13 protein-coding genes are annotated in these 14,181 nt (G+C 66.6%); 10 read left to right on the top strand and 3 right to left on the bottom strand.

The window, feature by feature from the left end; genetic code table 11:
• Window positions 1-93 precede the first annotated feature (93 nt).
• The gene (locus tag ACSQ9A_RS29170; RefSeq protein WP_436306436.1) at window positions 94-777 is read right to left on the bottom strand and encodes a response regulator; all 684 of its coding nucleotides are present in this window, start codon (window positions 775-777) and stop codon (window positions 94-96) included.
• Window positions 778-783: 6 nt separating this feature from the next.
• Window positions 784-2,697, bottom strand: coding sequence for a type IV pili methyl-accepting chemotaxis transducer N-terminal domain-containing protein (locus ACSQ9A_RS29165; protein ID WP_436306435.1), 1,914 nt, complete (start codon window positions 2,695-2,697; stop codon window positions 784-786).
• A 370-nt stretch (window positions 2,698-3,067) separates the two neighbouring features.
• On the opposite strand from ACSQ9A_RS29165, the gene ACSQ9A_RS29160 reads away from it, so the two are divergent.
• Complete coding sequence (locus ACSQ9A_RS29160; protein ID WP_436306434.1) at window positions 3,068-3,586, top strand: universal stress protein; 519 nt, start codon at window positions 3,068-3,070, stop codon at window positions 3,584-3,586.
• Between the two features lie 236 nt (window positions 3,587-3,822).
• Here the strand turns inward: ACSQ9A_RS29160 and ACSQ9A_RS29155 are convergent, their stop codons facing one another.
• Window positions 3,823-3,966, bottom strand: coding sequence for a hypothetical protein (locus ACSQ9A_RS29155; RefSeq protein WP_436306433.1), 144 nt, complete (start codon window positions 3,964-3,966; stop codon window positions 3,823-3,825).
• Window positions 3,967-4,098: 132 nt separating this feature from the next.
• Between ACSQ9A_RS29155 and hemN the strand changes: the two genes are divergently transcribed.
• The 9 genes from hemN to ACSQ9A_RS29110 all read left to right on the top strand — a co-directional run bounded on the left by hemN (window position 4,099) and on the right by ACSQ9A_RS29110 (window position 14,164).
• Window positions 4,099-5,517 (top strand): oxygen-independent coproporphyrinogen III oxidase, encoded by a 1,419-nt coding sequence (gene hemN / locus ACSQ9A_RS29150; RefSeq protein ID WP_436307724.1) that lies wholly within the window; start codon window positions 4,099-4,101, stop codon window positions 5,515-5,517.
• Window positions 5,518-5,814: 297 nt separating this feature from the next.
• Window positions 5,815-8,220, top strand: a complete 2,406-nt coding sequence (locus ACSQ9A_RS29145) for an adenosylcobalamin-dependent ribonucleoside-diphosphate reductase (protein WP_436306432.1) — start codon at window positions 5,815-5,817, stop codon at window positions 8,218-8,220.
• 126 nt (window positions 8,221-8,346) lie between these two features.
• Window positions 8,347-8,973, top strand: a complete 627-nt coding sequence (locus ACSQ9A_RS29140; RefSeq protein WP_436306431.1) for a nitroreductase family protein — start codon at window positions 8,347-8,349, stop codon at window positions 8,971-8,973.
• Window positions 8,970-9,521, top strand: a complete 552-nt coding sequence (locus tag ACSQ9A_RS29135) for a hemerythrin domain-containing protein (RefSeq protein WP_436306430.1) — start codon at window positions 8,970-8,972, stop codon at window positions 9,519-9,521. The genes ACSQ9A_RS29140 and ACSQ9A_RS29135 overlap by 4 nt, the downstream gene beginning before the upstream one ends.
• Before the next feature lie 164 nt (window positions 9,522-9,685).
• On the top strand, window positions 9,686-10,585 hold the full coding sequence (locus ACSQ9A_RS29130) for an acyltransferase (RefSeq protein ID WP_436306429.1): 900 nt from the start codon (window positions 9,686-9,688) through the stop codon (window positions 10,583-10,585).
• Between the two features lie 12 nt (window positions 10,586-10,597).
• The gene (gene trhA, locus ACSQ9A_RS29125; protein ID WP_436306428.1) at window positions 10,598-11,215 is read left to right on the top strand and encodes a PAQR family membrane homeostasis protein TrhA; all 618 of its coding nucleotides are present in this window, start codon (window positions 10,598-10,600) and stop codon (window positions 11,213-11,215) included.
• Window positions 11,216-11,220: 5 nt separating this feature from the next.
• Window positions 11,221-11,430, top strand: a complete 210-nt coding sequence (locus ACSQ9A_RS29120) for a putative zinc-binding protein (protein WP_436307723.1) — start codon at window positions 11,221-11,223, stop codon at window positions 11,428-11,430.
• 91 nt (window positions 11,431-11,521) lie between these two features.
• On the top strand, window positions 11,522-11,815 hold the full coding sequence (locus ACSQ9A_RS29115; RefSeq protein WP_436306427.1) for a DUF2249 domain-containing protein: 294 nt from the start codon (window positions 11,522-11,524) through the stop codon (window positions 11,813-11,815).
• 36 nt (window positions 11,816-11,851) lie between these two features.
• Window positions 11,852-14,164: a nitric-oxide reductase large subunit gene (locus ACSQ9A_RS29110; RefSeq protein ID WP_436306426.1), complete on the top strand. Its 2,313-nt coding sequence runs from the start codon at window positions 11,852-11,854 to the stop codon at window positions 14,162-14,164.
• The last annotated feature ends 17 nt before the right edge of the window (window positions 14,165-14,181 follow it).

Raw genomic sequence — 14,181 nt, 5'->3', positions numbered from 1 at the left:
GGGCCGCGGGGCGGCACAAGAACGATGCGGCCGTTCGCCGGCATCCTCATGAAGAACTAGCGCTGTGGGAAAACGCCGCGCGCTTGCGCTGGATCAAGCCAGGCCGTGCTCGACTGCGATAACGGCAGCCTGCACGCGCGAGCTCACGTCGAGCTTGCGCAGGATGTGCTGCACATGGATCTTCACCGTGGTTTCGGCGATGCCCAGCGAGCGCGCGATCTCCTTGTTGCCCTGGCCGTTCGCGATACCGCGCAGGATGTCCTGCTCGCGCGGCGACAGCGCGTGCAGCGGCGACGCCGGCGCCGCGGGCTCCACAACCTGGGCAGGCTGCGGCGCGGCGGCATCACGGTAGGCCGCCACCAGCTTGCCGGTCATCTCCTCGGCCACGATGCTCTCGCCGCGCATGGCGCGACGGATCGCCGCGGCCAGCGCATCGCCCTCGATGGTCTTGAGCAGGTAGCCGCTCGCGCCGGCGCGCAGCGCGCCCGCGAGGTCGCGTTCGTCTTCGCTCACCGTCAGCATCAGCACCCGTGCCGCGGGCACGGCTTCGCGCAGGGCTGGCAGGGCATCGACGCCCGTGACGCCCGGCAGGTGGTTGTCCAGCAGGATCACGTCGGGCTTCAACTCCTGGGCGCGGCGCTGCGCCTCGCCCGCATCGCCGGCGTCGCCGACGACCTCGAATTGCGGATCGCGATGCAGCAGTGCCGTCAGGCCACGCCGGAACAACGTGTGGTCGTCGACAACCAGGATGCGGATCTTCGGGGGCAGCTCGGTCATGGGGATTCAGGCGATTTGGCGTTGCGGTGGCGCCACCGCGCCACCGGTGCGGGACATCATTGGCAGGGTCAGGACGACCGAGGTGCCGCGGCCGGGCGAGGACATCACGTCGAGCTGCGCACCCAGGCGTTCGGCGCGCTCCGCCATGATGCGCAGGCCCACGTGAGTCTCGTCGGGCGCGCCGTGGCCGTCGGGAAACCCGAGGCCATCGTCGCGCACCTCGAGCCGCCACTGCGGCGCCTGCTGCACGTCCAGCCACACCTGGCTGGCACGGGCGTGCTTGCGAACATTCGACAGCGCCTCCTGCACGATGTGCAGCACCTGGATCTGAGTGTCCGGGAGCAAGGGCATGCCCTGGCCGAGCATCTGCAGGCTTGCCTTCAGGCCGCTCTGGTGCTCGAACTTTCGCAGCGTCGTGAGAAGTGCGGGTTCGATGTCTTCGCTGTTGGCCCGGGTGCGGAAGTGCATCAGCAGCTCCCGCACGTCCCCGTAGCTCTCACGCACGCCGACGTCGATCTCGCCCAATACGTGCTGGACCTTCAGCGGATCGCCGGCAGCGATCGCGTCGCGCATGAGCTGGACCTGGATCTTCAGGAACGCGAGCGACTGGGCAATCGAGTCGTGCAGCTCGCGCGCGAGGAAGCCGCGCTCCTGCGAGATGGCGGCCTCCAGCCCGAGCGAGTTTAGGCGCAGGTTCTCCATCGCGCCCGCGAGGTGGACCGTGAGCGATTCGAGCAGGGAGCGCTCGGCTTCGGAGATCGTGATCTGGGCGTGGAAGAAGAGGTCCACCTCACCCATCAGCCGCTCATGCAGCCGGACCGGTATGGACACCACGGTCTCGAAGCCGGCCTGGGCGCAATGTCGCATCCGCAGGGGGTGCATGGTACGGATCGGAATGACACGCGCGCCCGGCGATGCCAGTGGCGAGCCGCAATGGCAATCGCCTGCCGCCAGGCAATGCTCGGCATCGGTCATCGCCTGCGGCAAGCCCTGTGAGGCGAGCATCAGGTACCGGCGGTTCGCCTCGTCCGACCAGCGCAAGGCGACGCCGTCGGCATGTGCGATCTGTGCGATGCTCTGCGTGAACCCCTGCGCCAGTTTGTCGAGTGTCGAGGCCTTGGCGACCAACGTCGTCACCTCATAGAGGCATTCCAGCCGGCCGCGCTCTTTCTCCAACTGCGCCGTCTTCTCCTGGACCCGGCCTTCCAGATTCCGGTACATGGCCTGCAGCTGCTCGGCCATGTTGTTGAATCCCTCCGCCAGGGTGCCGAACTCGTCCGTGCTGGTGCGCTCGACGCGGGCGCCGAGATCGCCATCCTGTAGGCGGTGAATCGCTCGCTTGAGCAATCCCAGCGGCTCCAGGACGAAGCGGTAACCGGTATGGACCAGCACCGCCGCGCCGATGAGCGCCACGCCCATCATCGCGACCTGCAGCAAATGCATCAGCGCAGTCCATCGCGACAAATGGGCCTCGATGCCGGCGACGAATGCATCGATGCTCGACGTGAACGCGACGGCGTCTTCGCCGAGGCGGGTCGCGACGCCCGGCGGCATCGAATCGTTCAGGCGCCGGCGAAAGGCGGCCCAGTCGCGTTCGACGACGGAGAAGCGTTGACGCACGGTGTCGTCCCAGGGCACGAACAACGGCCGTTCGGTGTCGCCGCGGCGCAGTCCCTGGAGGCTGCGCTCGAACTCTGCCACCTGCTGAGACAGCGCCCGTACATCGCCCGCGCCAGCCGACAGCACCATCCGATAGGTTTGCATGCGCATGCGCCCGGCTTCGTTGACCGCAGCGGCGCCCCCCTCGATCTGCCATGACATGTAGACCAAGGTCGCGATGGCGCCAAGGGCTGCCAACAGGAACGGCATGGCGACCAGCGCCAGCTTGGCGCCCAGCGTCCATTGCCGAGATCTGTTCATCGAGCGCATGTCAGCGTTGCGGCAGCGGCCGCACAAGTGGAGCGTGTTCGATGCAGCAGATCCGGCCGGCCGACGAGTCGACGCGCGTAGGCGTTCGAGACAGCGAGGCTCAAGTGGGACATGCTGCACATCGCATGCGCCCCATTGCTGACGCACCGATCCCGGCCTTGTTGCTGGGATCCATGGGCCCAGGCGGGCTCACGAGTTCGGTCAGTCATCGGGATCGGCTCCTCGTTCGGATACAGCTGCATTCCTATGTTGCGCGCGCTCGACGCGCGCTCACCATTCCCCGCAGTCGTCGCCTTCTCGGGTGCGTCGGCAGGTCCATGTACTCGTTCGCTTGCCGCATTCTGCGTTTGAAACCGGGTGCATGCTTGATCTGGATCAAGCTCCAAAGCCCCCGCGGGGCTACGCTGCAGAAACTCAACCTCCGAGGAGACAGTTCATGTTCAAGCGCATTCTTGTTGCCACTGACGGCTCCGTGCTGGCGGAAAAGGCCGTCTCGAAAGCCATCGACCTGGCTGCGGAGCACAAGGCCGAGCTCAGGGCCGTGACCGTGGTACGACGGCAAGCCAAGAGCTACATGGACGGCACCATCGAATTCGAAGCCGAGGAGATCGACCGCATCGGGTGCCGGCGCGCTGAGCAGGCGAAGACCATGCTCGAGGCGCTCGAGAAGCGCGCCGAAGCATGCGGCGTACGGGTCAGCACGGCGTCTGTCAAATCGAATCGAGTGGCCGATTCAATCATTGGTGCCGCCATCAAGCACGGCAGCGATCTCATCGTGATGGCCTCGCACGGACGAAAAGGGCTGGCACGCGCTTTCCTGGGCAGCGAAACCGCGCATGTGCTTGCGAACTCCGCCGTGCCCGTGCTGGTACTGCGCTGATACCTTGGCCCGCGCGCTTTCCTGATAAGCGCCAAGGCGCGCTGCGCGCTGATCCATTTGCTGCCGAGCCCGGCTCGAACCCCAGGTGGATGCCCTTGCGAACGAGCGCTGAAGTTGAGATCTCCGAGACCGTATTGATCTGGACCACCTGCTGCTCGTAGGCAGCACGCAGCGCGGGCGCTTCAGCGTGCAAGCTCCGCGCACAACGCAACGTCGCCCCCTGACCGTCGCGGCAGTCATGGCCTCGACGCCGCATCCGACCGCTCTCCCGCCAGCGTCTCGCCGGGCGCCGAGTCGCTCGGCGTCATCGTCGCCATCGTCGCCATCGTCGCCATCGTCGCCATCGTCGCCATCGTCGTCATCGTCGTCATCGTCGTCATCGGCGCTCGTGCAGATCGTTGTTCAGATGCCTCCTGCCGAGCGGTCCGGCTGCTTATGTTGACAAGCATCAACCAACGACCGGCGCGACGAAGGCACAGTGAAGACCTGCCTTTCCTTGGTTGAACGCAATGATGTCCACTGTCCTGGCTCCGCCCCACGAAACCTCACCGTCTTCGGTCTCGGCCGACGTGCTGGCCCGCTTCGATGTGGCCGGGCCTCGCTACACGTCCTATCCGACGGCGGACCGCTTTGTCGAGGCCTTCGGCCCCGACGACTACGGTGCCGCGGCGCGGCAGCGAAGGCTGGGCATCAGCGCAGTCATGACCCCCATCTCCCTCTACGTCCACATTCCGTTCTGTGCGTCGCTGTGCTACTACTGCGCGTGCAACAAGATCATCACGCGGCATGCCTCCCGTGCGCGTGAGTACCTGGGATACCTGGAGAAGGAGATCGCCCTGCACGCGGCGCAATTGAGCGCACGGACGCCGGTGAGCCAGCTTCACCTTGGCGGCGGGACGCCGACCTTCCTGAGCGATGACGGGCTGAGCGACCTGATGCGGATGCTGCGCGAAGCTTTTTCATTCGCGCCGGGCGCCGAATGTTCCATCGAGGTCGATCCACGCACGGTCGACGCCGGCCGTCTTGCCCACCTGGCCCGGCTGGGCTTCAATCGGCTGAGTTTCGGCGTCCAGGACTTCGACCCCGACGTCCAGCAAGCGGTACATCGCATCCAGCCGGCACAACAAGTATTCGATCTGGTCGCCTCGGCGCGCGAGCTGAAATTCCAGTCCATCAACGTCGACCTGATCTATGGACTGCCGCGTCAAAGCGCTGCCTCGTTCGACCGCACGTTGGCGCAGATCTGCGAGCTGCGTCCGGACCGCATCGCCCTCTATGCCTACGCGCACTTGCCCGAGAGGTTCAAGCCGCAGCGCCGGATCGCCGCCGACGAATTGCCCTACGCGGCCACGAAGATCGAGATGCTGTCGCGCTCCATCACCGCCCTCACCTGCGCTGGCTATGTCTACATCGGCATGGACCACTTCGCGTTGCCGGACGACAGCCTGGCTGTCGCCAAACGCCAAGGTCGGCTGCACCGCAATTTCCAGGGCTACAGCACGCAGCCGGACTGCGACCTTGTCGCGCTTGGCGTATCGGCGATCGGAAGGGTTGGTGGCACCTACAGCCAGAACGCAAAGACCCTGGAGGACTACTACGACCATCTCAACCAGGGACGGCTGCCGGTGGTGCGCGGGCTCGCGCTGTCGCGCGACGACGTGCTGCGTCGCGCGGTGATCATGGCCATCATGTGCCAGGGCCATGTCGACTTCGAGTCGATCGACATCGCCCACCTGATCACCTTTCGTGACTACTTCGCGTCCGAACTGGCCGCTCTCGGCCAGCTGGAGGCGGACGGCCTCGTTTGCCTCACGGACCGCGATCTCACTGTCACCGACAAAGGCTGGTTCTTCGTACGGGCCGTGGCGATGGTCTTCGACCGCTATCTGCAAACGGATCGCAAGCGCGCTCGCTTCTCCCGAATCATCTAGCCACTGCGTCGCACCCTGCCCTGCCAAATGCACCTCGCCTGCAGCTCGCCAATCGTCGACGGCCCAACTGGCTCTTGCCGGACGCGGGTCACGGGCGGCTCGAGCGTCTGATCCCCGAGCTCAAGCACCCTTCAGGAGACCCATCGTGCATCAGCACACAGTCATATCCAGCCCAACCCTTTCGCAGCAGCCCGCCGCGCGCGGCGATGCCCGCTCAAGCGCTCGCGAAGAGCACCGCTTGTTCTACCCGGGCGCCGGCTCGTGCCGTTCGGGCGCCGCGACCAAGAAGACCGTCGTATGAAGCGTGACGACCTTGGTTTGGGCTCGTTGCTGCCGGTGCAGCCCATCAGCCGCGACGTGCTGCTGGAAAAGTACCTCAAGCCCGGCGAGCAGGAGGCCGAGGACCTGTTTGCGCGCGTCGCGCGCGCGCTGGCGTCGGTGGAGGCCGAAGGCGAACGCGCGCAGTGGCAGGCGCGCTTCCTCGCCAACCTGCGCGCAGGAGCCATTGGGGCCGGGCGCATCATGAGTGCCGCCGGCACCGAGCTCGATGCCACGTTGATCAATTGTTTCGTGCAGCCGGTAGGTGACTGCATTCAAGGCCAGGACGAGGCCGGCTATGCCGGCATCTACGAGGCACTGCGCGAGGCCGCGGAGACCATGCGCCGTGGCGGCGGCGTGGGCTATGACTTTTCCCGTATCCGACCGCGCGGCGCCCAGGTGCGCGCCACCGCTTCGCTGGCCTCGGGCCCGTGCAGCTACATCGACGTGTTCGACCGGTCCTGTGCGACCGTCGAGAGCGCAGGGGCGCGCCGCGGCGCGCAGATGGGCGTGCTGCGCATCGACCACCCCGACGTGCAGGAGTTCATCACCGCCAAGCGGACGCCGGGGCGCTGGAACAACTTCAACGTGTCCGTCGCGGTCAGCGACCAGTTCATGCGCGCGCTGGCGGCCGACGAGGAATGGGCGCTCGTGCACAGCGCCAAGCCGGGGTCCGAACTGATCGCGCGAGGCGCCACGCAGGCCCTGGACGGCCACTGGATCTACCGGCGCCTGCCGGCGCGAGAACTCTGGGACACGATCATGCGTTCGGCCTACGACTTCGCCGAACCGGGGATCCTGTTCACGGACGCCATCAACAACGACAACAACCTGCGCTACTGCGAGCACATCGAGGCGACCAATCCCTGCGGCGAGCAGCCCTTGCCGCCTTACGGCTGCTGCGACCTCGGGCCGATCATCCTGCCGCGCTTCGTCGACCATCCGTTCGGGATCGGCGGGACGGCGCAGTTCGATTTCCAGCGCTTCAACGAAGCCGTCGCACTGCAGGTTCGGGCGCTCGACAACGTGCTGGACCTCACTTTCTGGCCGCTGCCGCAGCAGCGCGCCGAAGCCATGGCCAAGCGCCGCATCGGCGTGGGCTTCACGGGGCTGGGCGACACGTTGGCCATGCTGTGCCAGCGCTATGACCAGCCCGAGGGCCGGGCCATGGCCATGCGCATTGCACGCAGCCTGCGCGACGCCGCCTACGCGGCGTCGGTGGCGCTGGCGCGCGAGAAGGGTCCGTTCCCACTATTCGATGCGCAGCGCTACCTCGCGCGCGGCACCTTCGCCAGCCGCCTGGACCAGGCATTGCAGGAGCAGATCCGCATGCATGGCATCCGCAACAGCCATCTGGTGTCGATCGCACCCACCGGCACCGTGAGCCTGGCGTTCGCCGACAACGCCTCGAACGGCATCGAGCCGGCGTTCTCCTGGACCTATCGGCGCAAGAAGCGCGAAGCCGACGGCAGCATCTCCGAGTACGAGGTTGAAGATTACGCCTGGCGCCTGTACCGCTCCCTGGGTGGGGACACCGACGCGTTACCCGCCTACTTCGTCTCGGCACTGTCGATGCCCGCGGCCGGCCATCTGGCGATGATGGAAGCGGTGCAGCCCTTCGTCGACACTGCCATCTCGAAGACGGTCAACGTGCCCGCCGACTACCCCTATGAGGACTTCAAGGGACTCTACCTGCACGCCTGGACCGCCAACCTGAAGGGACTGGCCACCTACCGGCCCAACAGCATCCTGGGGTCGGTGCTGGAGGTCGCGCCGACGGCGCAAGAGGGCGCGCCCTCGCGCGCTGACAACGCCGCGGCCGACCCGATGCGCGCGATGATCGAGAGCCGTCCGACGGGTGCCTTGAATGCCAGCGCCGAGAAGATCGAGTACTGGACGCAGCAGGGCCGGCAGACGCTCTATCTGGTGGTGTCCTTCCTGCCCCTGGCCGACGGGCGGGAACGGGCCATCGAGTTCTTCATGCCCGTGGGCCAGAGCGGCGAATCGCAGCAGTGGATCACCGCGAGCATGCGGCTGCTGTCGCTGGCCGCACGCGGGGGCTTCCTCGAACGCGCGCTCGCTGACATGCGCAAGGTGGCATGGGACCGCGGTCCCGTGCGTCTGGGCCATCACGTGAAGGCCGATGGCAGCCAGGTGCCCATGTGGCACGACTCCGAAGTCGGCGCCATCGCGTACGCGATTCAGCAGCTGATCGCGAAGCGAAGCGGCTCGGCGCCAACGGCGCCGGACGTTTCGACGCCGACGGCTGCTGCACCCTCGCCCTTGATGGGCGCCAAGTGCCCGGAATGCGGCGCCCACGCCATGATCCGAAAGGACGGCTGCGACTACTGCACGCAGTGCGGGCACCTCGGAAGTTGCGGATGAACGCGGCCCGGGCGGCCGCGACGCTGCTGCGTGTTTCCGCCACCTTGACCTTCCGGCTCGGCCGGACCATGCTGACGCTCGTTGCCCTCTCGCGAGCCGCTCTCATGCTCATCCGGGGAATTCGACATGCCTCCTGATACGGACGCCTGCGCTTCGACGGCCATCCTGGCTGATCCGCCTGTCACTGAACGGCAACTGGCAGCACTCCTGCACACGCGCCGCACGGTACTGCCCAAGCGGCTCGGCACGCCCGGACCTGAGCGGTCCGAACTCGAGCAGATCCTCGGCGCCGCGGCCGCGGCCCCCGATCACGGCGGCCTGGTCCCGTGGCGCTTTGTCATCGTGCCGCCGCCGCAACGCGGGCGCCTCGCTGATGTATTCGCGCAGGCCCTGCAGCAAGCCACGCCTGACGAACGGGGCAAGGCGCGCGAGAAGGCCTTTCGCGCTCCGGTCCTGATGCTGGCGATCGTGCGGCTGGGCCCCGACAACGAGGAGATTCCGGCCGCCGAGAGGATCGTGTCGGCCGGATGCGCCATCCAGAACATGCTTCTGACCGCGACAGTCCTGGGCTACGGTTCGGCACTGACCTCCGGCAAGGCGCTGCAATCCACCGGACTGCGCGCACTGTTCGCTCTGGACCCACAAGAGGAACCGCTCTGCTTCATCAGCGTGGGCACCGTGCTGGCCCACGCGGCCGGTCCGGCGCGGCCGGACCTCGAGCGCTATGTCTCCGAACTGGTCCCCGCGCCATGAACCGCTCTTCGCGCCTGGCCTCTCTCATCGCATCGCCAGCGGCCGGATTCGAACAACCCTTCGAGATGATGGAAGCCTGCCATGAGCGCCTGGAGCGCACCCTCGGGCTGCTCGAGCGGCTGCGCGCCCATGTCGCGCGTCACGGCGCCGATCAACAGGCGCGGCAGGCCGCCCGCGACGTCATGCGCTACTTCGATATGGCCGCGCCGCAGCACCATCTCGACGAGGAGATGCATGTGTTCCCGACGCTGGTCGTGCGCGGCGATCCTTCCATGCTCGCGCTGGTCGCTCGCCTGCAGCAGGAACATCTTCAGATGGATGCGCGCTGGCGCACGGTGCGCGCGATCCTCGAACGGCTCGAGCGCGCAGAGATGCAAGCAATCTCGACGGCCAGTGCAGCGGAGATCGATGCATTCACGCGCCTGTATGGAGCTCACATCGAAGCCGAAGAGCAGCTCGCCTATCCGGCTGCGGCCGCGCTGCTCGACGATGGCGCGCGCGACGCGATGGGCGCGGAGATGCGGCGTCGCCGCGGTGCGGCCTCCTGACGGCACCGACGGGCTCGATCGCCACGCTGCGCGAGGCAGCCATCGATGCCCGGCAAGCCATGGAAGGTTGAGCGGGATCAACAAGTCAAAGGTGCAGCCCACGCAGAATGGCTGAAGGTCTGCGCAAACGCAGGCGCCCTGCTCCTCCTTCTGCACGCCATTCCTTGTCTGCCCTCCAACCGATGCTCGCCCTGCTGCGCGGTGCCCTCAGCGCTGCACTGCTCGGCTTGAACACGCTGGTCGCGTTCACCCTGATGGTGCCACCGGCGCTGGTCAAGTTGATCGTGCCCGCCGGCAGCGTGCGCACCGGCTGTGACCGGATCCTGAACACCCTGGCCACCGGATGGGTGGCCGTCAACAACGCGTGGATCGCGCCCGCGTGCCCGGCGCCATGGAGGATCCGGGGCCTCGAGGGCCTGAATCGCCGCGGCTGGTATCTGGTGTCGAGCAATCACCAGAGCTGGGTCGACATCCTGGTGCTGCAGCGTGCCTTCCATGGACGCATCCCGTTTCTCAAATTCTTTCTGAAGCGCGAGCTCATCTGGGTGCCGGTGATCGGGCTGGCCTGGTGGGCGCTCGACTTTCCGTTCATGAAACGCGGCCGAGGCCGGAATGCGCATCGAGGGGATCTGGCAGCGACCCGACGATCCTGCGAGAAGTTCAAGCGCGTTCCGACGGCAGTCATCAATTTCGCCGAGGGCACCCGCTTCACGGCGGCCAAGCATGCCGCGCAGAACAGCAGCTACCGCCATCTGCTCGAACCCAGGACGGGTGGCCTCGGCGTGGCGCTGGCCACGATGGGCGAGCGCTTCGAGGCCATGCTCGACGTGACCATCGTCTACCCCGAGGGGACGCCCAGCTTCTGGGCGCTGCTGTGCGGCAAGGTGAAGGCCGTCACCGTCGACGTCCGTCGATGTGCCATTCCGCCCAGCCTGCTGGGCGGGGATTCATCGGGCGACAGGGCGCACCGCCAGCGGATTCGCGAATGGGTCGAGGCCCAATGGGCAGAGAAGGACCGCCTGATCCAGCGCTTGCTGGGCGAGCGCCGCAGCGCTCGCGAATAAGCAGTGCAAGGCATGTACCGCGGCGAACGTTTCAACAGCATCAGCCATCTCGCCGGCGCCGGGTTCGCATCGGCGGGCACCGCCTGGTTGATCACGCAGGCCAGTCGCGCGGGCGACCCTTGGAAGATCACAGGCTTCAGCATCTACGGCGCGATGCTGGTCGCGCTCTACCTGTTCTCGACCCTGTACCACAGCTTCAAGGGACGCGCGAAAGATGTCCTGCGCAAATTCGATCACTGCACCATCTACCTGCTGATCGCCGGCAGCTACACGCCGTTCGCGCTGGTGTCGCTGCGTGGCGCATGGGGCTGGTCGCTGCTGGGTGTCGTGTGGGGGCTGGCGCTGGCCGGCATCGTCCAGGAAATCTGGCTCGCCCGAGGCGCGCGCGCCGTGTCGCTGGCAATCTACATGCTCATGGGGTGGCTCGCGTTGGTAGCGGCGTGGCCACTCTGGCGGGCACTCACGCCGGCGGGCTTCGGCTGGCTGCTGGGCGGCGGCGCCTGCTACACGGTCGGCCTGCTCTTCTACGCCACCGACCATAAGGTCCGTCACGGCCACGGGCTGTGGCATCTGTTCGTGCTGGCCGGAAGCGGCTGCCACTTCTACACGGTGCTGCGTTACGTGGCCTGACCATGATGGATAGGCCGCTTGACGATCCCGCCGCAAGCCCCTTGGTCTGGTCGTGCTCCGGCTGCTCCAGCGCCGCGCAGCTGGCGAACCACGCTGCACTGCAACTGGACCGTCGAGACATCGCCGCGATGTCCTGCATCTGCGCTCAAGCCGGTGACGCGGCGCAGCGCTCCGATGGCGCTCGCAGGCGACCTCGATTTCGATGCGGACCTTGATGCAGATCAACACCTCGCGCCGGGCCCTTTCCTAGCATAGATGCATCTTGAATACACCTTCTAGCCCCTTCGCTATCCACAAGGAATCCCCGTGAAATCTGCAGTCTTCTCCTCCACCGTCGATGTCCGAGTTCTGGAACCACGCTTTCGTCATTCGCACATCTTCTCGACCTTCGCCGCCCTCGATGACGGCCACGCCATCGAACTCGTGAACGACCACGATCCCAGGCCGCTTTGCGCGCAGTTGCAGGCGCAGTGGCCCAACCGCTTCGCATGGAACTACCTCGAGGAAGGTCCCTCGGTGTGGCGCGTTGCCATCACCAAGATCCCGGCCTTCACCGCCAATGCGAGCGGGGGTTGCTGCGGTGGATGCGGCGGCGCCTGAACGCCGGGCCCCTCTTCGATGACCCAAGGAAATGTCATGAGAAACAACAACAGGCTGTGGCGCTGGCTCGCCTTCATCTTCGTACTGTCGTTCGGTGCACTCGGCTACCTGGGCGTGCAGATCTACCTGACGGCCCCACCGATTCCCGCATCCGTCACCGCCTCCAACGGCGAGGTGATCTTCACCGGCGAGCAGGTCCAGCGGGGCCAACAGGTCTGGCTGTCGGCCGGCGGACAGCAGCTGGGCTCCGTGTGGGGCCATGGCGGCTACGTCGCGCCCGACTGGTCCGCGGACTGGCTGCACCGTGAGGCCGTTGCGCTCAAGAATCGCCACGCGCAGCCCTACCGCAAGGAGCCCTCCGCGCTGAGCGCATCGGAACGCGGTGCGCTCGACGCCACGGTGATCGACGAGATGCGGCGCAACACCTACGACAGCACGAGCGGTGTGGTCAGCGTTTCGTTGGAACGCGCGCAGGCGATCCGAGAAACGGCCGCGCACTATGAGGCCCTGTTTGGCCACGACGGCTCGGTCGCCACGCTGCGCGAGCAATATGCCATGACGCTGGACACGCTGCCCGATCGCGCCGACCGCCAGGCACTGACCGCCTTCTTCTTCTGGACAGCGTGGGCTGCGGCCACCGACCGACCTGGGGAGACGGGACTGAGCTACACCAGCAACTGGCCGCACGAGCCGCTGGTCGGTAACACCATGACCAGTTCCGCGGCTGTCTGGTCGATGGTCAGCATCGTCCTGCTGCTGGCAGCCATCGCCGCCATGCTGTGGCTGCACGGCAGCCAGAGGCACGAAGCCGAGGCGCAGCCGCCCAAGACGGACCCGCTGCTCGGTGCCACCGCGACGCCCTCCATGAAGGCCACGCGCAAGTACTTCTTCGCGGTGATCGGGCTGATGCTGCTGCAGATCGCGATGGGGGTCATCACGGCCCACTATGCGGTCGAGGGGCAGTCGTTCTTCGGGCTTCCGTTGGCCGAGCTGCTTCCCTACGTGGTCAGCCGTACGGTGCACACGCAGATCGGCATCTTCTGGATCGCGACCGCGTGGCTGGCCACCGGCCTGTACATCGCCCCGCTGCTGTCCGGCCGCGAGCCCAAGCTGCAGAAGCTCGGCGTGGATGTGCTCTTCTGGGCCCTGATCGCCATCGTCGTCGGCTCCACGCTGACCGGCTGGCTCGGCACCTTGCAGCACCGTGGCGTTGACTTCAGCTTCTGGCTGGGCAACCAGGGCCTGGAATACACGAGTATGGGCCGCGTCTGGCAAGTGCTGCTGTTCGTCGGCCTGCTCTTCTGGGTCTTCCTGCTGGGTCGCGCGCTGTGGCCGGCATTGACCAAGCCCTCGGCATCGCGAGGCCTGATCGCGATGGTGTTCCTGTCGGCAACCTGCATCGGCGGCTTCTATTCCACCTCGCTGGTTTGGGGACAGCACACCCACTACTCGATGATCGAGTACTGGCGCTGGTGGCTGGTGCACCTGTGGGTGGAAGGCTTCTTCGAGGTGTTCGCCACCGCCGTCGTCGCGCTCATCTTCACGCGTCTGGGCCTGGTGCGCACCGAAAGCGCCAACCGAGCGATCATCGCCGAGACCATCGTGTTCCTGTTCGGCGGCATCCTCGGAACGCTGCACCACCTCTACTTCACCGGCACGCCGACGTCGGTGATCGCCGTGGGCGCCGTGTTCTCCGCGCTCGAGGTCGTGCCGCTGACCCTGATCGGCCTCGAGGCGCTGCAGACCTACCGGCGGTCGCAGGCCATGCCCTGGCTCGCCGCCTACAAGTGGACCATCATGTGCTTCGTGGCCGTCGGCTTCTGGAACACCATCGGTGCCGGCGTGCTCGGCTTCGCGATCAACCCGCCCGCCTCGCTCTACTACGTGCAAGGGCTCAACATGACCGCCGCCCACGGCCACGCCGCGCTCTTCGGCGTCTACGGGATGCTGGGCATCGGGCTGATGCTGTTCTGCCTGCGCGGTCTGTACGAGCGCGAGCTGCACGCCGACGGCTTGCTCAAGCCCGCGTTCTGGGGCCTCAACATCGGTCTTGCCATGATGGTGTTCCTGTCGCTGCTGCCCGCCGGCATCTACCAGGCCTGGGCCAGCGTCACGCAAGGCTTGTGGTACGCCCGCTCTGCCGAGATCGTGCATTCCCGCGTGATGGAGATCCTGGTCTGGATGCGTGTTCCGGGCGACATCGTCTTCGCCCTGGGCGCGGTGCTGCTCGCCGGGTACGCGCTGCGTCTGCTGCGCCGCCCAGCGTCGCAATCTGCGCCGCAAACATCGCCGCGCTTGAAGGGCCGCAAAGGTCTGGCCGTCCAGGCGGGCCACGTGGCCGAACGGTGAGGCGGCTTGCCCGTGAG

Source organism: Variovorax sp. LjRoot290, from assembly GCF_964253985.1.
Classification (GTDB): Bacteria; Pseudomonadota; Gammaproteobacteria; order Burkholderiales; family Burkholderiaceae_C; genus Variovorax.
This window is presented reverse-complemented; position numbering and strand designations above follow the sequence as displayed.

Bases quoted from the DNA above. Each gene is read 5' to 3' on its own strand.
- ACSQ9A_RS29170 (WP_436306436.1), bottom strand. From the start codon at position 777: ATGACCGAGCTGCCCCCGAAGATCCGCATCCTGGTTGTCGACGACCAC.
- ACSQ9A_RS29165 (WP_436306435.1), bottom strand. From the start codon at position 2,697: ATGAACAGATCTCGGCAATGGACGCTGGGCGCCAAGCTGGCGCTGGTC.
- ACSQ9A_RS29160 (WP_436306434.1), top strand. From the start codon at position 3,068: ATGCTTGATCTGGATCAAGCTCCAAAGCCCCCGCGGGGCTACGCTGCA.
- ACSQ9A_RS29155 (WP_436306433.1), bottom strand. From the start codon at position 3,966: ATGACGACGATGACGACGATGACGACGATGGCGACGATGGCGACGATG.
- hemN (WP_436307724.1), top strand. From the start codon at position 4,099: ATGTCCACTGTCCTGGCTCCGCCCCACGAAACCTCACCGTCTTCGGTC.
- ACSQ9A_RS29145 (WP_436306432.1), top strand. From the start codon at position 5,815: ATGAAGCGTGACGACCTTGGTTTGGGCTCGTTGCTGCCGGTGCAGCCC.
- ACSQ9A_RS29140 (WP_436306431.1), top strand. From the start codon at position 8,347: ATGCCTCCTGATACGGACGCCTGCGCTTCGACGGCCATCCTGGCTGAT.
- ACSQ9A_RS29135 (WP_436306430.1), top strand. From the start codon at position 8,970: ATGAACCGCTCTTCGCGCCTGGCCTCTCTCATCGCATCGCCAGCGGCC.
- trhA (WP_436306428.1), top strand. From the start codon at position 10,598: ATGTACCGCGGCGAACGTTTCAACAGCATCAGCCATCTCGCCGGCGCC.
- ACSQ9A_RS29120 (WP_436307723.1), top strand. From the start codon at position 11,221: ATGGATAGGCCGCTTGACGATCCCGCCGCAAGCCCCTTGGTCTGGTCG.
- ACSQ9A_RS29110 (WP_436306426.1), top strand. From the start codon at position 11,852: ATGAGAAACAACAACAGGCTGTGGCGCTGGCTCGCCTTCATCTTCGTA.